This is a genomic window from Escherichia sp. WS338, assembly GCF_046486405.1.
GTDB lineage: Bacteria > Pseudomonadota > Gammaproteobacteria > Enterobacterales > Enterobacteriaceae > Escherichia > Escherichia coli.
In genome coordinates, this window is the sequence record NZ_JBJQLL010000025.1 from 30,774 (window position 1) to 56,918 (window position 26,145).

Here is a 26,145-nt window from a genome sequence, read left to right on the forward strand (position 1 = left end):
TCGCGGGTTGCCGCCGTTTTCAGTTTTTTCTGCTGGCGCGTTTATCGCTGGTGACACATGCTGCGTTGTGTCAGGATATTGACGCAGATTTCATGTCGAGGACTACCATGAACAAGTTTTTATTTGCCGCTGCATTGATCGTCAGTGGCCTGCTCGTTGGCTGTAATCAACTCACCCAATACACCATCACCGAACAAGAAATTAACCAGTCGCTTGCGAAACATAATAATTTCTCAAAAGATATCGGTTTACCCGGCGTGGCTGACGCCCATATTGTTCTGACAAACCTGACCAGCCAAATTGGTCGCGAAGAGCCGAATAAGGTTACCCTAACCGGAGACGCCAATCTGGACATGAACTCCCTGTTCGGTAGCCAGAAAGCGACCATGAAACTGAAGCTGAAAGCGCTGCCCGTGTTTGATAAAGAAAAAGGCGCTATCTTCCTGAAAGAGATGGAAGTGGTCGATGCGACGGTACAACCGGAAAAAATGCAAACGGTGATGCAAACGTTGCTTCCCTATTTAAACCAGGCATTACGCAATTACTTTAACCAGCAACCTGCTTACGTCCTGCGCGAAGATGGCAGCCAGGGCGAAGCAATGGCGAAGAAACTGGCGAAAGGCATTGAAGTGAAGCCAGGCGAAATTGTCATTCCGTTTACTGATTAATCACGAGGGCGCATTCGCGCCCTTTATTTTTCGTGCAAAGGAAAACGTTTCCGCTTATCCTTTGTGTCCGGCAAAAACATCCCTTCAGCCGGAGCATAGAGATTAATGACTGCACCATCCCAGGTATTAAAGATCCGCCGCCCAGACGACTGGCACCTTCACCTCCGCGATGGCGACATGTTAAAAACTGTCGTGCCGTATACCAGCGAAATTTATGGACGGGCTATCGTAATGCCCAATCTGGCTCCGCCCGTGACCACCGTTGAGGCTGCCGTGGCGTATCGCCAGCGCATTCTTGACGCCGTACCTGCCGGGCATGATTTCACCCCATTGATGACCTGTTATTTAACAGATTCGCTGGATCCTAATGAGCTGGAGCGCGGATTTAACGAAGGCGTGTTCACCGCTGCAAAACTTTACCCGGCAAACGCAACCACTAACTCCAGTCACGGCGTGACGTCAGTTGACGCAATCATGCCGGTATTAGAGCGCATGGAAAAAATCGGTATGCCGCTACTGGTGCATGGTGAAGTGACACATGCAGATATCGACATTTTTGATCGTGAAGCGCGCTTTATAGAAAGCGTGATGGAACCGCTACGCCAGCGTCTGACTGCGCTGAAAGTCGTTTTTGAGCACATCACCACCAAAGACGCTGCCGACTATGTCCGTGACGGAAATGAACGGCTGGCTGCCACCATCACTCCGCAGCATCTGATGTTTAACCGCAACCATATGCTGGTTGGTGGCGTGCGTCCGCACCTGTATTGTCTACCCATCCTCAAACGCAATATCCACCAACAGGCATTGCGTGAACTGGTCGCCAGCGGTTTTAATCGCGTATTCCTCGGTACGGATTCTGCGCCGCATGCACGTCATCGCAAAGAGAGCAGCTGCGGCTGCGCGGGCTGCTTCAACGCCCCAACCGCGCTGGGCAGTTACGCTACCGTCTTTGAAGAGATGAATGCTCTGCAGCACTTTGAAGCATTCTGTTCTGTAAACGGCCCACAGTTCTATGGCTTGCCGGTCAACGACACATTCATCGAACTGGTCCGCAAAGAGCAACAGGTTGCTGAAAGCATCGCATTGACTGATGACACGCTGGTGCCATTCCTCGCCGGGGAAACGGTACGCTGGTCCGTTAAACAATAAAAATCGTAGCTTCCTGTTGTCATTAGGTTATTTTAACTGTATAAATAACCAGTATATTCAACAGGGGGCTATTATGCGAATTGAAGTCACCATAGCGAAAACTTCTCCATTGCCAGCTGGGGCTATTGACGCCCTGGCTGGCGAACTTTCCCGCCGTATTCAGTATGCGTTTCCTGATAATGAAGGCCACGTATCGGTACGTTATGCCGCAGCGAATAATTTATCGGTTATTGGCGCGACAAAAGAAGATAAACAGCGCATTAGCGAAATTCTCCAGGAAACGTGGGAAAGCGCCGATGACTGGTTTGTCAGCGAATAATATGCAGTGATTTTTGTTTTTGCCGGGTCGCCCCGGCTTTTTTATTTTACTTGCGAATTGTGAGTACAAAATTTCTACACTTCCTCAAAATAATTGCACAATATGCTAAAAAAATATGAATGACATGCTGTTTTATTGTTCATATAAATCTTAAAAGCAAAAATTTATCTGTTCCCCCCTTTAAAAATTCGGTGAATACCCTTACTTATTGGTATACTGAAGTTGCTTCAGATAAAAACGCATTGAACCTCGAATAACGTTGTCTAGTAACACGAATTAGGGGGCCATGATGGAAAAAAATAATGAAGTCATTCAGACTCATCCGCTCGTAGGGTGGGACATCAGCACCGTTGATAGCTATGATGCGCTGATGTTGCGTTTGCACTACCAGACCCCAAATAAGTCCGAGCAGGAAGGGACTGAAGTTGGTCAGACGCTCTGGTTAACCACTGATGTTGCCAGACAATTTATTTCGATATTAGAAGCAGGAATCGCCAAAATTGAATCCGGTGATTTCCCGGTAAACGAGTATCGGCGTCATTAACATGACATGACCATCCACCCAAAAGGCACCTCACCGGTGCCTTTACCATTTCTGGGTTGTATATCTGCATTCAGTTAATTACTCTGCTTAAACCATGAGAGCAGAGAGAAAAAAATGAAATACGATCTCATCATTATTGGCAGCGGTTCCGTAGGCGCTGCCGCCGGGTATTATGCAACCCGTGCCGGTTTAAACGTGCTAATGACCGACGCCCATATGCCACCGCATCAACACGGCAGCCACCACGGCGATACGCGATTAATTCGCCATGCTTATGGTGAAGGCGAAAAGTATGTCCCGCTGGTTCTCCGCGCGCAAACGCTGTGGGATGAACTCTCCCGCCACAACGAAGAAGATCCCATTTTTGTACGCTCTGGCGTCATTAACCTTGGCCCGGCTGATTCCACATTTCTCGCCAACGTCGCCCACAGCGCCGAACAATGGCAACTCAACGTTGAAAAGCTCGATGCGCAAGGGATTATGGCCCGCTGGCCAGAAATACGCGTCCCGGACAACTACATCGGCTTATTTGAGACTGATTCCGGCTTTTTACGCAGCGAACTGGCGATTAAAACCTGGATCCAACTGGCGAAGGAAGCGGGCTGTGCGCAGCTGTTCAACTGCCCGGTCACCGCAATTCGTCATGACGATGATGGCGTAACTATTGAAACGGCTGACGGTGAGTATCAGGCGAAAAAAGCGATTGTCTGCGCGGGAACATGGGTAAAAGACCTGCTCCCGGAGTTGCCTGTCCAGCCCGTACGCAAAGTATTTGCCTGGTATCAGGCCGATGGGCGCTATAGCGTGAAGAATAAATTCCCGGCGTTTACCGGTGAACTTCCCAATGGCGATCAATATTATGGTTTTCCGGCAGAAAACGACGCGTTGAAGATTGGCAAACATAACGGAGGCCAGGTTATCCATTCAGCGGATGAACGTGTTCCGTTTGCGGAAGTGGTCAGCGATGGTTCGGAAGCCTTCCCGTTCTTGCGCAATGTATTGCCGGGTATCGGTTGCTGCCTGTACGGCGCCGCCTGCACCTATGATAATTCGCCTGACGAAGATTTTATTATCGATACCCTACCCGGCCACGATAATACACTGCTCATTACCGGCCTGAGTGGGCACGGTTTTAAATTTGCGTCAGTTTTAGGGGAAATAGCTGCCGATTTTGCGCAAGACAAAAAAAGCGATTTTGATTTGACGCCATTCAGGCTTTCCCGCTTCCAATAATCATCATTACGGCCTCCAGAATGAGGCCGTTTTTACAGGAGTATTTAATGCGTCGGCTGTTGCACTATCTCATCAATAATATTCGCGAGCATCTGATGCTTTATCTTTTTCTCTGGGGATTGTTGGCAATTATGGATCTGATCTATGTGTATTATTTTTAGTTTTCCGCACTGACATAAACTGACAAATATTTAATCCCCCTTTCATTTAGCGTGAAAAATTGAATGAGATTATTCCTGCTTCAACAGCACTCACCAGACATCTCTGATGCTGAACCCACTAAACTTATGAAGATTCTTTCATTATTAATTCAAAATTATTGAAATAAAAATAAATATCATTCAAATTGTTATTTTTGTGTTGCAATTCATTCTCCGACACGCCATTTTCTTTCTCTCGCAAAGTCGTTTTGGATGCACTTATGTCATTCACAAATACCCCTGAACGCTATGGTGTTATATCTGCGGCCTTCCATTGGCTAAGCGCAATTATTGTCTACGGCATGTTTGCTTTAGGTCTGTGGATGGTCACGCTCAGTTATTACGATGGCTGGTATCACCAGGCACCCGAACTGCATAAAAGCATCGGTATTTTGTTAATGATGGGGCTGGTTATTCGCGTTCTGTGGCGCGTCATATCTCCACCGCCGGGTCCGCTGCAGAGTTATTCGCCCATGACTCGTCTTGGCGCAAAGGCTGGACATCTCGCATTGTACTTATTGCTGTTCGCCATCGGCATCAGCGGCTATCTGATCTCAACTGCCGATGGTAAACCGATCAGCGTTTTTGGCTGGTTTGACGTCCCCGCGACCCTCGCCGACGCTGGCGCACAGGCTGACTTTGCCGGTGCCCTGCATTTTTGGCTCGCGTGGAGCGTCGTAGTACTGTCCGTTATGCACGGATTTATGGCCCTGAAGCATCATTTCATCGATAAAGACGACACTCTGAAGCGCATGCTGGGAAAGTCGTCATCTGACTATGGAGTATAAAAAATGAAAAAAAGCCTGCTTGGTTTAACCTTCGCTTCCCTGATGTTCTCTGCCGGTTCAGCGGTTGCCGCCGATTACAAAATTGACAAAGAAGGTCAGCACGCCTTTGTTAACTTCCGCATACAGCACCTTGGCTATAGCTGGTTATACGGCACCTTTAAAGATTTCGACGGTACTTTTACCTTTGATGAAAAAAATCCAGCTGCCGATAAAGTGAATGTGACAATTAACACCACCAGCGTCGATACTAATCACGCCGAACGCGATAAACATCTTCGCAGTGCAGATTTCCTCAATACTGCAAAATATCCACAGGCAACATTCACCTCCACCAGCGTGAAGAAAGACGGTGACGAACTGGATATTACCGGCGATCTGACGCTGAATGGCGTAACCAAACCCGTCACGCTGGAAGCGAAATTAATTGGTCAGGGCGACGACCCATGGGGTGGTAAACGTGCAGGCTTCGAGGCCGAAGGCAAAATTAAGCTCAAGGACTTCAATATCAAAACAGATTTAGGTCCAGCTTCTCAGGAAGTGGATCTGATTATTTCAGTGGAAGGCGTACAGCAGAAGTAAGCGTGAAATGTTGCCGGATGGCACGCATCCGGCAATGATATTTATTCTGTTGGATCAGGAATGCCCAGTGTTGTATTCAGACGTCCACGAGACTTATTAAAGATCTTATTGCCATTTTCACGTCCTGCCCGACGGCGTCGCTGTTCTTCAGACGGTAACGCGCTTTCTTCGCAGCAAATCTCACTACAACAACCTTTGTATTTTTCCGCACATACTGGACACTGAATAAAAAGCAGGTGGCAGCCATCATTTTTACAGTTGGTATGGCTGTCGCACGGCGCACCGCACTGGTGGCAATGCGCGATAATCTCATCAGAGATACGTTCGCCCATCCGCTCGTCAAAAACAAAATTTTTGCCAATAAAACGTACCGGTAAACCCTGCTCGCGCGCCTTGCGGGCGTATTCAATAATTCCGCCCTCGATATGCCAGACTTTATTGAATCCGTTATGTTTCATCCAGGCACTGGCCTTTTCACAACGAATGCCGCCGGTGCAGTACATAACGATTTTTTTATCTTTATGTGCCTGCATCATCTCGACTGCTTTTGGCAGCTGCTCACGGAAGGTATCTGCCGGAATTTCCAGCGCGTTTTCAAAGTGCCCCACTTCATACTCATAGTGGTTACGCATGTCGATAAACAATGCATCGGGATCGTCAAGCATGGCGTTCACTTCCGCCGCTTGCAGATACTCACCCACATTGCTGGCATCAAAGTGAGGATCGTTAATACCGTCGGCAACGATACGATCACGGACCTTCATGCGCAGTACCCAGAAGGATTTCCCGTCATCATCCAACGCGATATTCAGGCGTAAGCCCTCTAAAGCCGGGTCGAAGGCATAAAGCTGCGCGCGAAATGTTTCAACATTGCTCGCAGGTACGCTGATTTGCGCGTTAATGCCCTCATGCGCCAGATACACTCGCCCAAAAACATCCAGCGCGGTAAACAGCTGATATAAAGCGTCACGGGTCGCCTTAGGATCGGCGATGTGGAAGTACTTATAAAACGAAATGGTGGTTCGCGGTTCGCTCTCAGCCAACATTTTGGCTTTTAACGCGTCGTTGGAAATGCGGTTGTGTAACACTGGCATGGTGTACGGTTCCTGCGAGATGGGAAAGTAAAAATCCGCGGCATGATATAGCAATTATCGATAATTAACATCCACACATTTTACGCTACATTTGCGCATTAAAAATTATTTGTTATTTACAAGCGCGGCAATTTCGCCCAGTCTTCAGCCACAAATTTTGGTTGCGGGCGAAAAAATGCGACAATACATACAATTGCCCGAATAGGTTGAAAAACAGGATTGATATGACGAATCTACCCAAGTTCTCCACCGCACTGCTTCATCCGCGTTATTGGTTAACCTGGTTGGGTATTGGCGTACTTTGGTTAGTCGTGCAATTGCCCTACCCGGTTATCTACCGCCTCGGTTGTGGATTAGGAAAACTTGCGTTACGTTTTATGAAACGACGCGCAAAAATTGTGCATCGCAACCTGGAACTGTGCTTCCCGGAAATGAGCGAACAAGAACGCCGTAAAATGGTGGTGAAGAATTTCGAATCCGTTGGCATGGGACTGATGGAAACTGGCATGGCGTGGTTCTGGCCGGACCGCAGAATCGCCCGCTGGACGGAAGTGATCGGCATGGAACACATTCGTGACGTGCAGGCGCAAAAACGCGGCATCCTGTTAGTTGGCATCCATTTTCTGACACTGGAGCTTGGTGCGCGGCAGTTTGGTATGCAGGAACCGGGGATTGGCGTTTACCGCCCGAACGATAATCCACTGATTGACTGGCTACAAACCTGGGGCCGTTTGCGCTCAAATAAATCGATGCTCGACCGCAAAGATTTAAAAGGCATGATTAAAGCCCTGAAAAAAGGCGAAGTGGTCTGGTACGCACCGGATCATGATTACGGCCCGCGCTCAAGCGTTTTCGTCCCGTTGTTTGCCGTTGAGCAGGCTGCGACCACAACCGGAACCTGGATGCTGGCACGGATGTCCGGCGCATGTCTGGTGCCCTTCGTTCCACGCCGTAAGCCAGATGGCAAAGGGTATCAGTTGATTATGCTGCCGCCAGAGTGTTCTCCGCCGCTGGATGATGCCGAAACTACCGCCGCGTGGATGAACAAAGTGGTCGAAAAATGCATCATGATGGCACCAGAGCAGTATATGTGGTTACACCGTCGCTTTAAAACACGCCCGGAAGGCGTTCCTTCACGCTATTAAATCTCCCATGCCGGATGCTTCAGAAGGGTATCCGGCATTACCACAGCAAATCCCCCTGATTTAGCGATAAAAGCTCTCTGGATTGCGCCCCCTGGAAGTCGGGCGCATAATTAGTGTGCTTATCTTTTCTTCTTATGTTCACCGCGCCTGGCGCACCAACAGCGGATTGCTATGTCACCCTGTGAAAATGACACCCCTATAAACTGGAAACGAAACCTGATCGTCGCCTGGCTAGGCTGTTTTCTTACCGGTGCCGCCTTCAGCCTGGTAATGCCCTTCTTACCCCTCTACGTTGAGCAGCTTGGCGTTACCGGCCACTCCGCCCTGAATATGTGGTCCGGTATTGTCTTCAGCATTACATTTTTATTTTCGGCCATCGCCTCACCGTTTTGGGGTGGACTCGCCGACCGTAAAGGCCGAAAACTCATGCTATTACGCTCTGCCCTCGGCATGGGCATCGTGATGGTGTTGATGGGACTGGCACAAAATATCTGGCAGTTTTTGATCCTGCGGGCGCTTCTTGGGTTACTTGGCGGATTTGTCCCCAACGCTAATGCTCTTATCGCCACACAAGTACCGCGTAATAAAAGCGGCTGGGCGCTGGGTACGCTCTCCACAGGCGGCGTTAGTGGTGCGTTGCTCGGCCCAATGGCTGGCGGCCTGCTCGCCGATAGCTACGGCTTACGTCCGGTATTCTTTATTACCGCCAGTGTGCTCATACTCTGCTTTTTCGTCACCCTGTTCTGCATCAGAGAAAAATTCCAGCCGGTCAGCAAAAAAGAGATGCTGCACATGCGGGAAGTGGTGACATCACTTAAAAACCCGAAACTGGTACTCAGCCTGTTTGTCACCACGTTAATCATCCAGGTGGCGACAGGCTCAATTGCCCCCATTCTGACGCTGTATGTCCGCGAACTGGCGGGTAACGTCAGTAACGTCGCCTTTATCAGTGGCATGATCGCCTCGGTGCCAGGCGTGGCGGCTCTGCTAAGCGCACCACGACTCGGCAAACTTGGCGATCGAATCGGACCCGAAAAGATCCTGATTACAGCGCTGATCTTTTCTGTACTGCTGTTGATCCCAATGTCTTACGTTCAGACGCCATTGCAACTTGGGATTTTACGTTTTTTGCTCGGTGCCGCCGATGGTGCACTACTCCCCGCCGTACAGACACTGTTGGTTTACAACTCGAGCAACCAGATCGCCGGGCGTATCTTCAGCTATAACCAATCGTTTCGTGATATTGGCAACGTTACCGGACCATTGATGGGAGCAGCGATTTCAGCGAACTACGGTTTCAGAGCGGTATTTCTCGTCACCGCTGGCGTCGTGTTATTCAACGCAGTCTATTCATGGAACAGTCTACGTCGTCGTCGAATACCCCAGGTATCGAACTGATTTTTCGCCTTTCATACTTGCAAAAGCGGAGAATCAGCTATCCTTTTCCCTGAAACCTCATCAACTCAAAGGGAGAATCGTGATGACCATGTACGCAACGCTTGAAGAAGCCATTGACGCTGCACGCGAAGAATTTCTTGCAGACAACCCCGGCATCGACGCCGAAGATGCGAATGTGCAACAGTTCAATGCCCAAAAATACGTTTTGCAGGACGGCGACATCATGTGGCAAGTTGAGTTTTTTGCCGACGAAGGGGAAGAAGGTGAATGTTTACCTATGCTTAGCGGTGAAGCCGCGCAAAGTGTTTTTGATGGCGACTATGATGAGATAGAGATACGCCAGGAGTGGCAGGAAGAGAATACATTACATGAATGGGACGAGGGGGAATTTCAGCTTGAGCCACCGCTGGATACCGAGGAAGGACGCGCAGCAGCTGATGAGTGGGATGAACGTTAATCACTCATACGGGCCATGATGAATGTCGATCGGCAGCAGTAAAGTATCGAAAACCAGGGAGAATGGCAGATCAAGGATCGTGACGTAACGCCAGGCGGAGTCACGCACGTCCCATTGCACACCGGGATAATATTGGTTGCCATGCCCCTGCCCCGGTATAGTGCGACTAATGATGCTGCCACAGCCACTCAGCAAGGTCACCATTATGCTCATCACAATTAAACGCATTTGATACCTCTTCCGTAAAAAATACCGGCATAACGCCGGTATTTTTATTGGCTCGTTGTTTTTGCCGGATGCGGCGTGAACGCTTTACCCGACCTACAAAATCTTGCAAAATCAATAAATTGCAGGAACGATGTAGGCCTGATAAGCGTAGCGCATCAGGCAACTACGTTTTTATTGCGAAGCCGCATCCGGTTTACGCAATGCCAGTGGATTGAGCTTTATCCCTTCGTAATAACTCACCCATGAAGAATATCTCTCCGGGGAATTCCAGACGCGGAAATGCAGACGGGCCATCGTCACCGGATCGCTTAGCAGCACCAGGCGACGATCGCGATTCAGCTTCTCTGGCGTCTCGTTCAGCGCCTGTTCAACGTGGCGGTCACGGGCGATTTCCAGCACCTTGCTGGCGCGGTGACGCGCGGTCGCCATTGCGGTTGCCAGAGCGTTAAATGACGGGTTAAACACCGCGTGCATAAAACCATCATCAAGGGAGCGTTGACGATTCATCTCAAGGAACCGATCGGTATCAACCAGCACCTGCGGCGGTGAATACTCTTCCGGGATCAGGAACAGTTTCCAGCGTTTGGTTCGCAGACCAACGGTGGCACGGCTGGAAATCACCGAAACAAACGGTGACAGGATCAACGAGAAGACAATCGGTGCCAGCCAGAACAGAAAACGCAGATCCAACCACGCCATCCCAACAGCCCACACTAAACCCAACAGCAGCTGTGAGCCGTGGCGTTTGAATGCTTCGCCCCAGGAAGTGGAGTCATCATCACGCTGCGGTGAATTCCACACCACTTCCCAGCCAAGGAACGCGCTGACGACGAAGACTGTATGGAACAACATGCGTACCGGAGCCAGCAACACGGAAAACAGCACTTCCAGCAGCAACGATAATGTAACGCGCCAGAAGCCGCCGTATTCTTTCGTTCCTTTGCACCAGATAAGCAAAATGCTCAATAGCTTCGGCAGGAACAACAGCACCATGGTCGAAGCAAAAAGTGCAATCGCCAGCTCAGGACGCCACTGCGGCCATACCGGGAACAACTGCCGTGGTTGCAGGAAGTATTGCGGTTCGGTCAACGCATGTACTACCTGCAATGCAGTAGAGAGCGCGAGGAACATAAACCACAGCGGAGCGGAGAGATAAGACATCACGCCCGTCAGGAACACCGCACGGTGAACCGGGTGCATACCCTTCACCAGGAACAGACGGAAGTTCATCAGGTTACCGTGGCACCAGCGGCGGTCACGTTTTAGCTCATCAAGCAAGTTAGGCGGCAATTCTTCATAAGAACCCGGGAGATCGTAAGCAATCCAGACCCCCCAACCTGCACGGCGCATCAACGCCGCTTCCACGAAGTCATGTGACAGGATTGAACCGGCAAAAGAACCTTCGCCCGGCAGCGGAGCCAGTGCACAGTGCTCGATAAACGGTTTCACGCGGATAATCGCGTTATGCCCCCAGTAGTGCGACTCGCCAAGTTGCCAGAAGTGCAAACCGGCTGTAAACAGTGGCCCATACACGCGGGTCGCGAACTGCTGGCAGCGCGCATACAGCGTATCCATGCCGGACGCTTTCGGTGACGACTGAATGATCCCGGCGTTCGGGTTGGCTTCCATCAGGCGCACCAGGCCGCACAAACAATCACCGGTCATTACCGAGTCAGCATCCAGCACCACCATGTAGCTGTACTGGCTGCCCCAGCGACGGCAGAAGTCATCGATATTACCGCTTTTACGCTTCACGCGACGGCGGCGGCGGCGATAGAAAATCTGACCTTCGCCACCGACTTCAGCGATAAGCTCCATCCAGGCTTTTTGCTCTGCGACGCAGATATCCGGGTTATAACTGTCACTAAGAATGTAGACATCAAAATGTTTGGCATTCCCGGTGGCTTTTACTGATTCCCACGTTGCACGCAAGCCAGCAAAAACACGGTTCACGTCTTCGTTACAGATAGGCATGATCAACGCCGTGCGATGCTCCGGGTTTAATGGTTCATCGCCAACTGTTGACGCAGATATACTGTATTTATCGCGACCAATAAGCAGTTGCAGGAAGCCCATCAACGCCGTCCAGAATCCGGCGGACACCCAACAGAACAGTACCGCAAAGAGGATCAGGATACCGGTTTGCAGCATATAAGGCAGAAGCTGCATAAAGGAAACCCACACATCCTGACCAACCATATCCATAGGATTAATCAGCGCCCACCCCTGATAAGGAAGAATGGTCTTCATATACCAGGTCGCGACAACAGTTTGCGCGAGCGTCAGGATCAACAGAATGTAACGGCGGATGGTACCGACGGTACGCCACTTTTGCTCGCTTTCCTGCTCTTCTTTGGTCAAACGAGCCAGATAGCGCGGCGTTACATCGCGTCCACGCAGGCGATCCCAGAAACGGCCTACCGGGTTGGTACGCCACGGGTCGGGAAACATCGAGGAGCGTTTTACTTCTGGCATCGCCTTTAGCTGATCGCGCCCTTCGTCGTCTTTAATTAACTGTCCATCAGCAAGTGAATCTGGCCAGGCTTGTTCCAGACGCGCCTTTACCGAGCCTTGCGGGGAGTCATCCTCCCGCGCCCAGGTGCGGTGTTCGGCATCCAGCGCCTGATGAACGGCGCGGATATCAGTCTTCGGCAATGCCGCTTTCTCGCTTGCGGCGATGGGCATTGCGTCAATGTACTCAGTTGTCTTATTCATTGGCAGGTAACTGGTAGCTCCAGGTTTCACTCAACGTCTGATCGGCATTCACCAGCGCAGCACGCATTTCAGTGGTTTTCTTGGCATCTTTCACTTTCACACGCATCACCAGACGCCAACCTTTGGTAACCGGGTTATAACGCACCGTGCTTTCAACTATCTCACCATTATCACCAATGCTGGTTTGCGCTGTGACCGGGGTATCCTCTGGCAGTTTTTTCATCTCAGCGCCGGTAAAATCGACCACAAAGGCGATAGTACCGTCAGGCTGGCGAATCAGGTTCGACTGCTTCACATCCCCCGTTGAACGACGCGTTTGTTGCACCCATGCGTTATCTGGCGCATGCAGTTTGTCTTCATCACGGCTGAAGGTGATGGTGTATTTAAAGTTCATCTCTTTACCCGGCTCCGGCAGCTGATCCGGCGTCCAGTAAGCGACGATGTTATCGTTGGTTTCATCGTTGGTTGGAATTTCCACCAGCTCAACGCTGCCTTTGCCCCACTCCCCTTTCGGAGTCACCCATGCGCTTGGACGAAGATCGTAACGATCATCGAGATCTTCAAAGCGGGAGAAATCACGACCACGCTGCAATAGACCGAAGCCTTGCGGGTTTTCCATCGAGAAGCTGCTGACCGCTAAATGTTTCGGGTTATTCAACGGACGCCAGATCCATTCGCCATTACCAGCATGGATAGACAGACCGTTAGAGTCGTGCAACTCCGGACGATAGTTATTTGCAGGCGACGGTTGGTTCGGCCCAAACAGGAACATACTGGTTAACGGTGCAACCCCCAGTTTGCCGACTTTATCGCGCAGATAGATTTTCGACTGCACATCCACAACCGTGTCACGTCCTGGCATAACTACGAATTTGTAAGCACCTGTCGCGCGCGGCGAGTCAAGCAATGCATAAATGGTTAAACGTTTATCAGTCGGTTTTGGACGCTCGATCCAGAACTCTTTGAAGCGTGGAAATTCTTCACCCGATGGCAAGGCGGTATCAATTGCCAGGCCGCGTGCAGAAAGGCCATAAACCTGACCTGCACCAATCACGCGGAAATAGCTGGCCCCGAGCATGCTGACGATTTCATCGTTTTTATCTTTGCTGTTGATCGGGTAAAGCACTTTGAAACCGGCAAAACCAAGGTCTTTTACCGTGTCTTTGTCATGCTGAACATCGCCGAAAGTGAAATAATCCGGGCTGTATTTGATTCGTTTGACTGCGGTGGCAGTCACTTCATTTATTTTGACCGGGGTATCGAAGTACATACCCTGATGGTAGAACTCGAGTTTGAATGGGGTCTTCAGATTGTTCCAGTACGCTTTGTCATGATTAAACTGGATCTGCTGATAGTCCGCGTATTTCATATCGCGGAAAACGGAGGGCAAGTTGCTTTTGGGCGCCTCATAGCCTTTCCCGGCTAAGGATTGAGCTTGCTTTGCGACATCATCAATACTGAAAGCCCAGCTTGAAGATGTATACAGGGTTAACATTACTGCAGCACTCAACCAACGCATTTTCATCATTTGTAGTTTATGTTTCATAATTAGTAAGCACTTCCCCCTTTGTGTGCTTATATCGATCCGATCTATTTTAATGGATAACCTGCCATTCCGACAACAGAATCCCGGTATCGTTCAGCACACTGGCTCATGGATTAAGCACCTGATTGCAACCGTTTTCACTTTCCGTGCTTCTCCTAAAGACAGAAGCATCGACTTCGTGTAGGGTTTGCCAGCAAATTTATTTATCAACCGTCTTACAGACGCTTCCATTCTGGTTAGTGGTAGCGATGATGCTATGCATAAAAACCTTGAAGCCTGCGCCTGGCGCGGTCAGGTCGGTGTCGCTATGGCAACAAGCCTAAAGGCATAACCCGACAGGGATAAGACGAAAAATCCGAGATTAGTTAACCATATATGAATCCAGTACCCGCGCAACGTGAATATTTCCTCGACTCCATCCGCGCCTGGCTGATGTTGTTAGGGATCCCTTTTCATATTTCTTTAATCTATTCGAGCCATACATGGCATGTGAATAGCGCCGAACCGTCATTGTGGCTGACCCTTTTTAATGACTTCATCCACTCGTTCCGCATGCAGGTATTTTTCGTTATATCCGGGTACTTTTCCTACATGCTTTTTTTACGCTATCCCTTGAAAAAATGGTGGAAAGTACGTGTCGAACGTGTAGGTATCCCGATGTTAACAGCCATCCCCCTACTGACATTACCGCAATTTATTATGCTGCAATACGTCAAAGGGAAAGCGGAAAGTTGGCCTGGGCTATCATTGTATGACAAATATAATACGTTGGCCTGGGAATTAATATCACACCTGTGGTTTTTATTGGTGTTAGTAGTCATGACGACGCTGTGCGTATGGATATTTAAGCGCATCAGAAATAATTTAGAAAATTCTGATAAAACGAATAAAAAATTCTCGATGGTAAAACTATCGGTGATTTTTTTGTGCCTCGGCATCGGTTATGCGGTAATAAGAAGAACGATTTTTATTGTGTATCCGCCCATTCTGAGTAATGGCATGTTCAATTTTATTGTCATGCAAACGCTATTTTATTTGCCGTTCTTTATCCTCGGCGCACTGGCTTTCATTTTCCCTCATCTTAAAGCCTTGTTTACCACGCCGTCTCGTGGCTGTACCCTTGCAGCAGCATTGGCATTTGTCGCTTATTTACTCAACCAGCGCTATGGCAGTGGCGATGCCTGGATGTACGAAACCGAGTCGGTGATCACCATGGTCCTCGGTCTGTGGATGGTGAATGTGGTCTTCTCCTTTGGCCACCGTTTGCTTAACTTCCAGTCAGCGCGGGTGACTTATTTTGTTAACGCATCGCTGTTTATCTATCTGGTTCACCACCCGTTAACGCTGTTTTTCGGCGCATACATTACACCACACATCACCTCCAACTGGCTTGGTTTTCTCTGTGGCCTGATATTCGTAGTAGGGATTGCGATAATTCTGTATGAAATTCATTTACGCATCCCATTATTGAAGTTTTTGTTCTCTGGTAAACCGGTTGTTAAGCGTGAGAACGATAAAGCACCAGCCCGTTAAGCCACGCTTATAATAACCATTCCACGGGCAATATCGACGCCAGTCTGACCATAACCCGCTTCCAGAAACTGGTGGCGGGTTCTTTTTTGAGAATAATCTCTTTCTTTGCATGACGATCAACCCAGTTGATCCGTCCCCACCTGTCCAGACGGAGCTGCCAGGCCGCATCATACTGGCTCTGAATAAAGCGTTTATCAATTAACTGTGCCAACGTTTCGCTCTCTATCACGAAGCCCATTTCAGTATTGAGCAATGTCGAACGTGGATCGAAATTGAAAGAGCCGATAAACACCGTTTTACCATCGATGCTAAAGGTTTTAGCATGCAAGCTGGCACCGGAATTACCGGTTATACCGCGATCGTGTAACGTACTACTTTGTTCACGCGTCGGCTTGAGTTCATATAATTCCACGCCATAGCGGAGCAATTTTTTGCGCCAGCGCGCGTATCCGGCATGGACGACAGCAACATCGTTAGCGGCAAGAGAATTGGTTAGGATCGCAATCTTTACCCCTTTTCTCACCATCCGTAAGAGTTGCGCCACACCTGCGCGTGTCGGTACAAAATAGGAAGAGATAATATCGATGCGTTCACTGGGTGAGCCCATGATATCGAACAGGCGCTGCGGTAACAGTGAATGCCGTTTTGCCTTGCCTTCCCCTTTCGCCGGATCATCACTTAATAAACGTGTTTTCGCCCAGATAAGCGGCAACGTTCCATCAACCAGATGATTTATAAACGGGCTGGATTCCATTTTGCGTAAATAACGATGCGTCATGGCATCGTTGTGCCAGGATGCTGGTAACTCGATGCGATCCGCCATTTCACCTTCCGGGACATCCAGCACCTGCTGTAGGGGTGAAACCGATTTGCAATACCAGTAGCGGGCGAAATCATCGGCAACGTCCTCTACAACTGGTCCTATTGCCATGACATCTAAATCCGAAAAAAGTGGCTCTTCCCCTGCACCAAAATAGGCATCACCAATATTTCGCCCCCCTACCAGGGTAACCACGCCATCGACAGTGAAACTTTTATTGTGCATACGGCGATTGAGACGGGAAAAGTCGGTGATATAACCAAGCGGACGCAGCAAGCGAAACGAGAAAGGATTAAAAAGCCGGACTTCAATGCGGGGATGACTGTCAAGCAAGCGTAAAATGTCGTCAAGTCCGGGCGTATTGTTGTCATCCAGCAACAAACGGACGCGAACGCCACGCTTTGCTGCGGCTAACAGGGCGGAAAAGAGTAACCGACCCGACATATCGTCCTGCCAGATGTAATACTGAACATCCAGCGTATGCTCTGCCATTTCGGCCAGACGGTACCGGGCGGCAAACGCATCCAGACTTTTCTCCAGAGGAAAAAGGCCACACTGACCGGGATGTTGCGAACACAGTGGCAGCACCGCGCTCGCCAGCCGGGGCAAATCATTCATCTCCTTGTTGAGTAAGGAGTCTTTCGTAGAGGTGGGCGTTTTCTTCATCATAACAGACAAAGTATACCTGTTCGGGTAAAGCGTGACGGGTAATAAATTCTGAAACGGTTTTTACTGCGATTTCAGCCGCTGCCGCACGAGGGTAACCATAAACCCCAGTACTGATTGCAGGAAAAGCCACTGACGTATAGCTGTTTGCCGCCACCAGTCGTAGGCTATTGAGATAGGCATCCTGCAAAAGCTGGTCTTCGTTTTGTTCACCACCACGCCAGACTGGCCCGACGGTGTGCACTACGGCTTTAGCAGGAAGATCGCCTGCAAGCGTAATAACGGCATGCCCCGTAGGGCAATCGCCCTGCTGCTGCCTGACTTTTAAACAGGCATCCAACAGGGCCGGACCCGCTGCGCGATGAATGGCCCCATCGACGCCGCCGCCTCCCATTAATGACGGATTAGCCGCATTCACAATCACATCAACGGCCAGTTTGGTAATATCACCCTGCACAACATGAATACGCGTTTTCATAACGCCTCCTTACACCTTCTTGTTTCTTAAGTGTACAGCAGGCTTTTTGGTTAAATCGCATTTTTCTGCTCAGCAACGTGAGTTGTTCAGAAACTTAGTTATATTCGATGTTCATTACAGCCAGCTTTTTCTGTTTATCAAGATACTGCACTTTTACTGAGGCTATTTGCGCGTTTTTGACATTGCCGCTCATTAACGCTTTGCTGGAGTAGGTTTTGCCCGGAACAGAACCATTCTGTGGGCAGTTCATTTCTACGGGTGATGACTGGGTGCTGACGTCACATGCCGGTTCCACAATTTGGCCATAAAAATGGATCACGCCCCCTTGGGCGGTGCTTTCTGCAATGGCAATAAAAGGAAAAAACAAACTGCCGAGCATAAGAGAGTTTAAAAAAGGTCTGAACATTTATTCTATTTCCTCAATGATTAGTCATCCTTGAGGGTTGTGTTATCCATACTTTCAGGTTGGCTGATTCGCAGCAGACCATTCTCTCCAGATTCATCTTATGCTCGATATTTCAATAGATTAAGACTTTTCTGAAGAGGGCGGCCATTGTTGTGATAAATGAAGTGACTGTCCATCAGAAACAGTAACAACTATTTTCACCCGATCGTCCGGGGAAATATTTAAACTCAACTTCGTCAAAGCAATGGGTTGATTAGCAGGCAATGAAAGGGTCTTTTCTTGCTTCGTCTGACTTTGCCCTGAACTGCCTTCGCGCAGGGACAAAATTTGTACTCTGCACAGACAAGATTGAGTAAGAGTGACTTCAGGAATAATGGTGTACATATCCCCTTGCTGGGTCGTATTAAAGGTTATCTGACTGGAAAGTGCCGCAAGGAGTAATAACGCATTCATATTCTTCTCCCGAAAAAAAACAGGGCTTGCGCCCTGTTTCTTTAATACAGATGATGTATTAGTACTGATGAGCGGTCGCGTTGTTACCAAAGCCAACCTGAGTCACGTTGACGGAGGAGTTAGATGCAGTCTGATCAACTGCAGCACCGTTGCCACCACCGAACTGTTTAACAGTCATTTCAGAATTTTTGCCGTTCCACTGATCAAGAGTGGCGCTGTTACCGAAGCCACGTTGGGTCAGATCGATTGAGCTGTCATCTGAGCCCTGACCAACATCTGCACCATTACCACCGCCATGTTGGGTAATAGTCAAGTCAGAGTTACGGGCATCAGCTTGCAGAGCAAGTGCAGAGTTACCGCCACCGTACTGGTAAATGTTCAGCTCTGAATTTGGGCCGCTATTATTACCGCCACCACCGTGGTTGCCGCCACCGCCGCCGTACTGAGGAACAACACCTGCCAGAGCGCTACCGGAGAATACGATTGCTGCAATTGCTGCTACTTTTAAAAGTTTCATGTAAAACCCCCATCGGATTGATTTAAAAGTCGAATGGAAATTAACGTTGTGTCACGCGAATAGCCATTTGCGACTGTCTCTGCACTACAATTGCCGTTTTTTGAGTACCATACTGTGTAATATTTGCTTTATTACCCGAACCTTTCTGGATAATCATCGCAGTATTACCATAAGCACCTTGCGAAATACTGGCATCGTTGGCACTGCCCGCCTGATCAATATATGCAAGGTTATAATCTCCTGTCTGGTCAATCTTTGCCCGGTTGCTACTACCTTCTTGCGCAACAACCGCCAAAAGTTTTGAGCCTCCCTGCCGTAACTGAGCACTATTATTAGTCCCAGCTTGACCAATTATGGCTGCCTGATTAAATGAAGACTTACTCAATTCATTTACCGCGAAGTTATATTCTGAATTAGCTAAATCATAACCTGCTGCGGCTGCAATCCCAGGCGCACCCAGTATTGTTAACATCATAAATAACAATTTGTTTTTCATGTTGTCACCCTGGACCTGGTCGTACATTTAAGAAATTAAATCATTTCAACTTGGTTGTTAACGCAACCTGTATTTTGTTAACGCTGCGTTACGATGGAAAGTATGTCTGCGGAAATATTTTTAATAACTCACCCGCGCGTTGTATTTTTCTTTTTTTGTTCATACCAAAGTATTAAAACTCACGTAAATACGCTGTTATCTACGCAAAAAATATTTTGTTTTCTTTTAAATCTCCGTTTTCCGCTATCAAAAATCACCAGACAATCATTCTTCTTGCCCGTCGCTGATTGCTGCGATATGTCTTGCGCACAAGCCGTGACAAACCTCGTCTTTTTGCAGTAAAAAATTGTCCACGGAGGTGTGGAGAAAAAACAAGAACGTTTTACATGACGAAAGGACTACACCGAAATATTTTTTATATGCATTATTAGTAAGTTAGCACCATTTGTATGATTTTTTAAAATTGTGCAATAAAAACCAAATGTACAACTTTTCTATCATTTCTAAACTTAATAAAACCTTAAGATTAACATTTTAATATAACGAGTTACATTTAGTTACATGTTTAACACTTGATTTAAGATTTGTAATGGCTAGATTGAAATCAGATGTAATCCATTAGTTTTATATTTTACCCATTTAGGGCTGATTTATTACTACACACAGCAGTGCAACATCTGTCAGTACTTCTGGTGCTTCTATTTTAGAGGCAGCTGTCAGGTGTGCGATCAATAAAAAAAGCGGGGTTTCATCATGTTTAATGAAGTCCATAGTATTCATGGTCATACATTATTGTTGATCACTAAACCTTCTTTGCAGGCGACAGCTCTCTTGCAGCACCTTAAGCAATCGCTGGCAATTACAGGAAAATTACATAATATTCAACGTTCTCTGGACGATATCTCTTCAGGCTCTATTATTCTTCTGGATATGATGGAAGCGGATAAAAAGCTTATCCATTATTGGCAGGATACTTTGAGCAGGAAAAACAACAATATCAAAATATTGTTGCTAAATACGCCTGAAGATTACCCGTACCGCGACATTGAAAACTGGCCTCATATCAACGGCGTTTTTTATGCCATGGAGGATCAAGAACGTGTTGTCAATGGGTTGCAAGGCGTCCTGCGCGGCGAATGCTACTTTACGCAAAAGCTTGCCAGTTACCTGATTACGCATTCAGGTAACTATCGTTATAACAGCACGGAATCAGCCCTCCTTACTCATCGGGAAAAAGAGATCCTGAATAAGCTGCGTATCGGCGCGTCTAATAACGAGATCGCTCGTTCGTTGTTCATCAGCGAAAATACGGTTAAAACGCATCTTTATAATCTTTTCAAGAAGATAGCCGTAAAAAACCGGACACAAGCGGTTTCCTGGGCAAACGATAACCTCAGGCGATAAAGCCATGAAACGTTATTTACGCTGGATTGTGGCGGCAGAATTTCTGTTCGCCGCAGGGAATCTTCACGCCGTTGAGGTAGAAGTCCCGGGATTGTTAACTGACCATACTGTTTCATCTATTGGCCATGATTTTTACCGAGCCTTTAGTGATAAATGGGAAAGTGACTATACGGGTAACTTAACGATTAATGAAAGGCCCAGTGCACGATGGGGAAGCTGGATCACAATAACGGTGAATCAGGACGTTATTTTCCAGACTTTTTTATTTCCGTTGAAAAGAGACTTCGAGAAAACTGTCGTCTTTGCACTGATTCAAACTGAAGAAGCACTAAATCGTCGCCAGATAAACCAAGCGTTATTAAGTACGGGCGATTTGGCGCATGATGAATTTTAAATAATAAATTGTTCGGAGGCTGCAATGCGTGTCAAACATGCAGTAGTTCTACTCATGCTTATTTCGCCATTAAGTTGGGCTGGAACCATGACTTTCCAGTTCCGTAATCCAAACTTTGGTGGTAACCCAAATAATGGCGCTTTTTTGTTAAATAGCGCTCAGGCCCAAAACTCTTATAAAGATCCGAGCTATAACGATGACTTTGGTATTGAAACGCCCTCGGCGTTAGATAACTTTACTCAGGCCATCCAGTCACAAATTTTGGGTGGGCTACTGTCGAATATTAATACCGGTAAACCGGGCCGCATGGTGACCAACGATTATATTGTTGATATTGCTAACCGCGATGGTCAATTGCAGTTGAACGTGACAGATCGTAAAACCGGACAAACCTCGACCATCCAGGTTTCGGGTTTACAAAATAACTCAACCGATTTTTAAGCCCCAGCTTCATAAGGAAAATAATCATGCAGCGCTTATTTCTTTTGGTTGCCGTCATGTTACTGAGCGGATGCTTAACCGCCCCGCCTAAAGAAGCCGCCAGACCGACATTAATGCCTCGTGCTCAGAGCTACAAAGATTTGACCCATCTGCCAGCGCCGACGGGTAAGATCTTTGTTTCGGTATACAACATTCAGGACGAAACCGGGCAATTTAAACCCTACCCGGCAAGTAACTTCTCCACTGCTGTTCCGCAAAGCGCCACGGCAATGCTGGTCACGGCATTGAAAGATTCTCGCTGGTTTATACCGCTGGAGCGCCAAGGCTTACAAAACCTGCTTAACGAGCGCAAGATTATTCGTGCGGCACAAGAAAACGGCACGGTTGCCATTAATAACCGAATCCCGCTGCAATCTTTAACGGCGGCAAATATCATGGTTGAAGGTTCAATTATCGGTTATGAAAGCAACGTTAAATCGGGCGGGGTTGGGGCAAGATATTTTGGGATCGGTGCAGACACGCAATACCAGCTTGATCAGATTGCCGTGAACCTGCGCGTCGTCAATGTGAGTACCGGCGAGATCCTCTCCTCGGTGAACACCAGTAAGACGATACTTTCCTATGAAGTTCAGGCGGGGGTCTTCCGCTTTATTGACTACCAGCGCTTGCTGGAAGGGGAAGTAGGTTACACCTCGAACGAACCCGTTATGCTGTGCCTGATGTCGGCTATCGAAACAGGCGTCATTTTCCTGATTAATGATGGTATCGACCGCGGTCTTTGGGATTTGCAAAATAAAGCAGAACGGCAGAATGACATTCTGGTGAAATACCGCCATATGTCGGTTCCACCGGAATCCTGATAGATAAAAATGCCGGAATTATCATCCGGCATTTTACTGTTTAAGCGAAAGCGTGAGTGCCCCTCACGCTTTATTTTTGATTTGCTGCTCACGGTGAGCGGTCTTCGTACTACGCGCCGCCAGCCACAAGCCGCTGTTTTTCATTGCGTAACCAAATATCAACCCGAGCGCCAGCGAAGGTAACACCAGTTTCCAGTCACCCTGCCCGGCAAACGTCGCGCATGCGCCTATAAACGTTCCCGGAACAAATGAAAGCAGCAGCTGTTTGGCCTGAATACACATCAGAAACGCGACAATACCGGTTATGACATAACCGAGAATTTCCAGATGTGGTGCCAGTGCACTACCGTAAATAATGACCATCGCCCACACCACGCCACTAAGCAGGGTTGCAGCGGAGATCGCCAGCCCTTTCAGCCCACCTTGCGGGCAGGCAAAGTAGGCCGTACAGCCCAGGAAGCCCGCCCAGCTTAGTAAGCCCAGGGAAACAGCCACCCATCCCCAGATACCGGAGAGAATGCCTGTTGTGATTGCAATAGAGAGAAGTTTGTTCATGCCGCGCATGATAGCAGAAAACGCGGCCATGAATGAGATCGAGCACACATTTTATGCAACAACAAATTATCTGTTGCAGTTATGAGTGATGTAGATCACATTTACTCTTCAGAATCTTCTTCCAGCTCGTCCCACATTGCACTAATGGCATCGCGGGTTAGCGGTGCCATGGTGCGCCAGAAAGGCGTGGTTGCATGGGCCTCCACTTTGCCAAGGAACGCACCACACCAGGGTAACAGATACTCACTGAACAGTGTTTCCAGTGCTTCGCTCTCATCTTCCGTTGACTGATCTTCCAGCCAGGAAGCCGCGAGCAGCAATGTGCCGATGTGATCGGCTGGCGTATCCGCTAATGGCATCCCCCGTTCGGAAAGAAAAGCGCGCACTTCCGCTTCCGTCGCGCCCTCAACCCATGCGCTACGATATGGCGGCACAGCACATTCATCGCCGATAAACAACGCATTGTAATCGGCAGAGACTTGCGTCATATCACAGCTTTTCTGTAAACGCGTCAGTAACTCATCCTGCTCCAGTGGCCAGTTCGCAGCCAGTTTCCCCTCACGAATCAGGGTAAACAACGGCACCAGTAAAGGATCTTGCGGTTGGCGGTAATAGAGCGAACCCAGCACACGACAGAGGATAGAAAACTCATTCATTAATATATTTCCATTACTAGTAATTAAAGGTCTGCAAATTCCGCAATCGGTGCCATACCGCGAGATTCAAGGAAGTTAAGTAAGCGGCGCGGAGAAACATTCAAAATGCGCTCTGGCGGAAAATCTACCGCGTCGAGGATTTTAAGACACTCTTCAAATTCCCCCATGGTAAACGCAGTGTGAGAATCCGAGCCTAATGCCACCCAACCTCCAGCGTCACGTACCGCTGCGGCTACCGCCCGACAGTTGTCTTCACTGCCCTTACGTGAGTGTAAAAATGAGGAATTATTGATTTCCAGCGCCACCTGATGTTTCGCGGCTGCTTCAGCAACGGCTTTAACATCTATTTCATATTTCGGATTTCCGGGATGGCTTATTATATGCACATTGCCGCTGGCGATAGTGGCGATCATCGCTTGCGTATTGGTCGCTTTGTCATGCGGCGCAAACACCGGCTCATGAAAACCGGCAATAATCAGATCCAGCGAATCAAACATTTTTCCGCTGCAGTCAATTTCACCATCAACATTTTTAATGTTAGCTTCGATGCCGCGCAGGATCCCTACCCCATCAACCACTCGCGGCCAGATACGCATGTTAATGAAGTGCCAGTGATGCGGCGCATCTTCCATATCCGGGCCATGATCGGTGATCGCAAAAAGTTTAATGCCCTTTTGTTTGGCCTGGGCAATGTAATCACTCAATGTGCTATATGCATGCGTGCTGGCAACGGTATGCATATGAAGGTCGACGGGATACATAACTCTCTCCTGTATTCAATTCCCGCCAAGGATAGCAGGAAACCTGATGCTTTATTAGTAGCCGCGTGCGCGGTCGACTTGCCCGCAGACCCTCTCCCCTTTTTCGAGCTGGGCAATAGTGCGAGAAATGTACTCCACAGCTTCAGCGGGACGGGTAATCGCGGCGACATGTGGTGTTATCGTCACGCGTGGATGTTGCCAGAGCGGGCTTTCAGGCGGTAAGGGTTCACGATTAAAAACATCCAGCATTGCGCCTTTAACTTTGCCGCTATCCAGCGCCGCGAGCAGGTCATCTTCCACGACATGAACACCACGCGCCAGGTTGAGGAGATACGCGCCATCCGGTAATTTTTCGAGTAATTGTTGATTAATAATGCCGACGGTTTCAGGTGTATTCGGTAACAAATTAATCAATACCCGACATTGGCTCAGAAATGCAGACAGTTCTTCCCGTCCGGCAAAACTTTGCACGCCAGGCCACGATTTACGGGTTCGACTCCAGCAACGCAGCGGGAAGCGCCAGGTTTGCAGACTCTGTGCAACTTTACTGCCCAGTACGCCTGCGCCCAAAATGCCGATGGTAAAATCTTCCCGATGATATTCAGGAAGCGGTTGCCAATGCGAACTATTTTGCTGGATGCGATAATCGTCAAAACGTCGAAACCAATGCAGCACCTGACTGACAGCATATTCCTGCATTTGCTCGCCCATACCGGTATCTTCCAGGCGAAAAAGTGGAACAGAAGGCTTCAGCATTTCAGGGTGAGCCTGTAGCTTGCTCAAAATAGAATCAACACCTGCCCCAAGTGCAAACACCGCTTTAAGATCGCGCCCTGCCAGCATTTCAACAGGAGGATGCCAGACTAAAGCATAATCGGCTGATTCATTGTCTCCGCTTTTCCATGCTCTGACTCTTGTCTGAGGAATAGCTTTGTGCAGTGCCTCAATCCACCATTGGGTATCGAACGTTGGGTGATAAAAGATGATATCCATACTGACTCCCGAAGAGTGTTGGCGAAATTTATTCGCACTTATCGTTATGATCTACAAAGACCACCAGCATAACAAATCCGTGGTCGGTGGCAAAAAAAGCAAATTTCGCTTATTAAAACTGCATATTGATTGAAGTTTGAATAATCGAGCGATTTTTTAAAAAAGTTTGTTGACCTCAGGTCATGATTTCCCTAAATTAGCGCCCGTTCCAGCAAGACAGGAACGACAATTTGGTGAGGTGTCCGAGTGGCTGAAGGAGCACGCCTGGAAAGTGTGTATACGGCAACGTATCGGGGGTTCGAATCCCCCCCTCACCGCCATCTTTAAAGAAGAGCTCGTACGAAAGTACGAGCTTTTTTTTCGTATATTGCACACACCGGGGGGATGAGAAGCCCCGACCGGGGTTCGACAACTGGCGACAGCCAGTTGGACAGACCGTGAACGCAGTGAGCGGGCTGCCCGCAGGGCGAGCGAAGCGAGTCAATCCCCCCCTCACCGCCATATTTAAAGAAGAGCTCGTACGAAAGTACGGGCTTTTTTTTTCGTATATTGCACACACCGGGGGGATGAGAAGCCCCGACCGGGGTTCGACAACTGGCGACAGCCAGTTGGACAGACCGTGAACGCAGTGAGCGGGCTGCCCGCA

The 26,145-nt window shown here is 48.6% G+C and carries 30 protein-coding genes, 1 tRNA gene and 1 other RNA gene; 18 read left to right on the plus strand and 14 right to left on the minus strand.

Annotation, left to right across the window (positions count from 1 at the left end):
• Positions 1 to 107: 107 nt before the first annotated feature.
• The 8 genes from ACJHWT_RS18870 (at position 108) to ACJHWT_RS18905 (ending at position 5,483) form a co-directional block, all read left to right on the plus strand.
• Entirely contained in the window at positions 108 to 668 is a 561-nt protein-coding gene (locus ACJHWT_RS18870) for a lipoprotein (RefSeq protein WP_001295443.1), read from the plus strand.
• A 105-nt stretch (positions 669 to 773) separates the two neighbouring features.
• Positions 774 to 1,820, plus strand: a complete 1,047-nt coding sequence (gene pyrC, locus ACJHWT_RS18875) for a dihydroorotase (protein ID WP_000126544.1) — start codon at positions 774 to 776, stop codon at positions 1,818 to 1,820.
• Positions 1,821 to 1,893: 73 nt separating this feature from the next.
• The gene (gene dinI / locus ACJHWT_RS18880; protein WP_001217754.1) at positions 1,894 to 2,139 is read left to right on the plus strand and encodes a DNA damage-inducible protein I; all 246 of its coding nucleotides are present in this window, start codon (positions 1,894 to 1,896) and stop codon (positions 2,137 to 2,139) included.
• 289 nt (positions 2,140 to 2,428) lie between these two features.
• On the plus strand, positions 2,429 to 2,683 hold the full coding sequence (gene bssS, locus ACJHWT_RS18885) for a biofilm formation regulator BssS (RefSeq protein ID WP_000414437.1): 255 nt from the start codon (positions 2,429 to 2,431) through the stop codon (positions 2,681 to 2,683).
• Between the two features lie 114 nt (positions 2,684 to 2,797).
• The gene (gene solA, locus ACJHWT_RS18890; RefSeq protein WP_000872836.1) at positions 2,798 to 3,916 is read left to right on the plus strand and encodes an N-methyl-L-tryptophan oxidase; all 1,119 of its coding nucleotides are present in this window, start codon (positions 2,798 to 2,800) and stop codon (positions 3,914 to 3,916) included.
• A 47-nt stretch (positions 3,917 to 3,963) separates the two neighbouring features.
• Positions 3,964 to 4,077, plus strand: a complete 114-nt coding sequence (locus ACJHWT_RS18895) for a YceO family protein (protein ID WP_001253420.1) — start codon at positions 3,964 to 3,966, stop codon at positions 4,075 to 4,077.
• 260 nt (positions 4,078 to 4,337) lie between these two features.
• Positions 4,338 to 4,904 (plus strand): cytochrome b, encoded by a 567-nt coding sequence (locus ACJHWT_RS18900; RefSeq protein WP_000011123.1) that lies wholly within the window; start codon positions 4,338 to 4,340, stop codon positions 4,902 to 4,904.
• 3 nt (positions 4,905 to 4,907) lie between these two features.
• A complete protein-coding gene (locus tag ACJHWT_RS18905; protein ID WP_000749261.1) occupies positions 4,908 to 5,483 on the plus strand; it encodes a YceI family protein in 576 nt (191 codons plus the stop codon).
• Between the two features lie 41 nt (positions 5,484 to 5,524).
• Here ACJHWT_RS18905 and ACJHWT_RS18910 read toward each other — a convergent pair whose 3' ends face one another.
• Positions 5,525 to 6,577: a rhodanese-related sulfurtransferase gene (locus ACJHWT_RS18910; protein ID WP_001317764.1), complete on the minus strand. Its 1,053-nt coding sequence runs from the start codon at positions 6,575 to 6,577 to the stop codon at positions 5,525 to 5,527.
• A gap of 224 nt (positions 6,578 to 6,801) precedes the next feature.
• On the opposite strand from ACJHWT_RS18910, the gene lpxL reads away from it, so the two are divergent.
• From lpxL to ACJHWT_RS18925, 3 genes are all read left to right on the plus strand, one after another.
• Entirely contained in the window at positions 6,802 to 7,722 is a 921-nt protein-coding gene (gene lpxL, locus ACJHWT_RS18915; RefSeq protein ID WP_000183364.1) for a kdo(2)-lipid IV(A) lauroyltransferase, read from the plus strand.
• A 171-nt stretch (positions 7,723 to 7,893) separates the two neighbouring features.
• Complete coding sequence (mdtG, locus tag ACJHWT_RS18920) at positions 7,894 to 9,120, plus strand: multidrug efflux MFS transporter MdtG (RefSeq protein ID WP_000074172.1); 1,227 nt, start codon at positions 7,894 to 7,896, stop codon at positions 9,118 to 9,120.
• An 82-nt stretch (positions 9,121 to 9,202) separates the two neighbouring features.
• Positions 9,203 to 9,577, plus strand: coding sequence for a MysB family protein (locus ACJHWT_RS18925; protein ID WP_000180056.1), 375 nt, complete (start codon positions 9,203 to 9,205; stop codon positions 9,575 to 9,577).
• On the opposite strand, the gene ACJHWT_RS18930 is transcribed toward ACJHWT_RS18925, so the two are convergent.
• From ACJHWT_RS18930 to mdoG, 3 genes are all read right to left on the minus strand, one after another.
• Entirely contained in the window at positions 9,578 to 9,805 is a 228-nt protein-coding gene (locus ACJHWT_RS18930; protein ID WP_001237185.1) for a YceK/YidQ family lipoprotein, read from the minus strand.
• A 171-nt stretch (positions 9,806 to 9,976) separates the two neighbouring features.
• Positions 9,977 to 12,520, minus strand: a complete 2,544-nt coding sequence (mdoH, locus tag ACJHWT_RS18935) for a glucans biosynthesis glucosyltransferase MdoH (RefSeq protein ID WP_001317763.1) — start codon at positions 12,518 to 12,520, stop codon at positions 9,977 to 9,979.
• Entirely contained in the window at positions 12,513 to 14,048 is a 1,536-nt protein-coding gene (gene mdoG, locus ACJHWT_RS18940; protein WP_001300662.1) for a glucans biosynthesis protein MdoG, read from the minus strand. Before mdoG ends, mdoH begins: the two co-directional genes overlap by 8 nt.
• A 393-nt stretch (positions 14,049 to 14,441) precedes the next feature.
• On the opposite strand from mdoG, the gene mdoC reads away from it, so the two are divergent.
• Positions 14,442 to 15,599, plus strand: coding sequence for a glucans biosynthesis protein MdoC (mdoC, locus tag ACJHWT_RS18945; RefSeq protein ID WP_001070350.1), 1,158 nt, complete (start codon positions 14,442 to 14,444; stop codon positions 15,597 to 15,599).
• Positions 15,600 to 15,606: 7 nt separating this feature from the next.
• Here mdoC and clsC read toward each other — a convergent pair whose 3' ends face one another.
• From clsC to csgB, 6 genes are all read right to left on the minus strand, one after another.
• Complete coding sequence (gene clsC, locus ACJHWT_RS18950) at positions 15,607 to 17,088, minus strand: cardiolipin synthase ClsC (RefSeq protein WP_001548398.1); 1,482 nt, start codon at positions 17,086 to 17,088, stop codon at positions 15,607 to 15,609.
• Entirely contained in the window at positions 17,030 to 17,563 is a 534-nt protein-coding gene (ymdB, locus tag ACJHWT_RS18955; protein ID WP_000857405.1) for an O-acetyl-ADP-ribose deacetylase, read from the minus strand. The genes clsC and ymdB overlap by 59 nt, the downstream gene beginning before the upstream one ends.
• A 94-nt stretch (positions 17,564 to 17,657) precedes the next feature.
• A complete protein-coding gene (gene ymdA / locus ACJHWT_RS18960) occupies positions 17,658 to 17,969 on the minus strand; it encodes a protein YmdA (RefSeq protein WP_000489573.1) in 312 nt (103 codons plus the stop codon).
• 120 nt (positions 17,970 to 18,089) lie between these two features.
• Positions 18,090 to 18,422 (minus strand): curli assembly chaperone CsgC, encoded by a 333-nt coding sequence (gene csgC, locus ACJHWT_RS18965; RefSeq protein WP_000992818.1) that lies wholly within the window; start codon positions 18,420 to 18,422, stop codon positions 18,090 to 18,092.
• Between the two features lie 58 nt (positions 18,423 to 18,480).
• Positions 18,481 to 18,939, minus strand: a complete 459-nt coding sequence (csgA, locus tag ACJHWT_RS18970) for a curli major subunit CsgA (RefSeq protein ID WP_000771430.1) — start codon at positions 18,937 to 18,939, stop codon at positions 18,481 to 18,483.
• Between the two features lie 40 nt (positions 18,940 to 18,979).
• On the minus strand, positions 18,980 to 19,435 hold the full coding sequence (gene csgB / locus ACJHWT_RS18975) for a curli minor subunit CsgB (RefSeq protein WP_000791650.1): 456 nt from the start codon (positions 19,433 to 19,435) through the stop codon (positions 18,980 to 18,982).
• Positions 19,436 to 20,188: 753 nt separating this feature from the next.
• Between csgB and csgD the strand changes: the two genes are divergently transcribed.
• The 4 genes from csgD to csgG are packed head-to-tail and all read left to right on the plus strand — an operon-like array spanning position 20,189 to position 22,534.
• Positions 20,189 to 20,839 (plus strand): biofilm master transcriptional regulator CsgD, encoded by a 651-nt coding sequence (csgD, locus tag ACJHWT_RS18980; protein WP_000481500.1) that lies wholly within the window; start codon positions 20,189 to 20,191, stop codon positions 20,837 to 20,839.
• A gap of 4 nt (positions 20,840 to 20,843) precedes the next feature.
• Positions 20,844 to 21,233, plus strand: a complete 390-nt coding sequence (gene csgE, locus ACJHWT_RS18985) for a curli production assembly/transport protein CsgE (RefSeq protein WP_000833288.1) — start codon at positions 20,844 to 20,846, stop codon at positions 21,231 to 21,233.
• 24 nt (positions 21,234 to 21,257) lie between these two features.
• Positions 21,258 to 21,674: a curli production assembly/transport protein CsgF gene (csgF, locus tag ACJHWT_RS18990; protein ID WP_001264088.1), complete on the plus strand. Its 417-nt coding sequence runs from the start codon at positions 21,258 to 21,260 to the stop codon at positions 21,672 to 21,674.
• Between the two features lie 26 nt (positions 21,675 to 21,700).
• Positions 21,701 to 22,534: a curli production assembly/transport protein CsgG gene (gene csgG, locus ACJHWT_RS18995; RefSeq protein ID WP_001189321.1), complete on the plus strand. Its 834-nt coding sequence runs from the start codon at positions 21,701 to 21,703 to the stop codon at positions 22,532 to 22,534.
• 63 nt (positions 22,535 to 22,597) lie between these two features.
• Here the strand turns inward: csgG and ACJHWT_RS19000 are convergent, their stop codons facing one another.
• The 4 genes from ACJHWT_RS19000 to ghrA form a co-directional block, all read right to left on the minus strand.
• A complete protein-coding gene (locus ACJHWT_RS19000; protein WP_032252724.1) occupies positions 22,598 to 23,089 on the minus strand; it encodes a DUF1097 domain-containing protein in 492 nt (163 codons plus the stop codon).
• A gap of 101 nt (positions 23,090 to 23,190) precedes the next feature.
• Complete coding sequence (ycdY, locus tag ACJHWT_RS19005; RefSeq protein ID WP_001001921.1) at positions 23,191 to 23,745, minus strand: molecular chaperone YcdY; 555 nt, start codon at positions 23,743 to 23,745, stop codon at positions 23,191 to 23,193.
• A gap of 23 nt (positions 23,746 to 23,768) precedes the next feature.
• The gene (gene ycdX / locus ACJHWT_RS19010) at positions 23,769 to 24,506 is read right to left on the minus strand and encodes a zinc-binding phosphatase (RefSeq protein WP_000283664.1); all 738 of its coding nucleotides are present in this window, start codon (positions 24,504 to 24,506) and stop codon (positions 23,769 to 23,771) included.
• A gap of 54 nt (positions 24,507 to 24,560) precedes the next feature.
• Positions 24,561 to 25,499 (minus strand): glyoxylate/hydroxypyruvate reductase GhrA, encoded by a 939-nt coding sequence (gene ghrA, locus ACJHWT_RS19015; protein WP_000351281.1) that lies wholly within the window; start codon positions 25,497 to 25,499, stop codon positions 24,561 to 24,563.
• 232 nt (positions 25,500 to 25,731) lie between these two features.
• On the opposite strand from ghrA, the gene ACJHWT_RS19020 reads away from it, so the two are divergent.
• Positions 25,732 to 25,819, plus strand: a tRNA-Ser gene (locus ACJHWT_RS19020).
• A gap of 44 nt (positions 25,820 to 25,863) precedes the next feature.
• Positions 25,864 to 26,000, plus strand: a non-coding RNA gene (locus tag ACJHWT_RS19025) — RtT sRNA.
• The last annotated feature ends 145 nt before the right edge of the window (positions 26,001 to 26,145 follow it).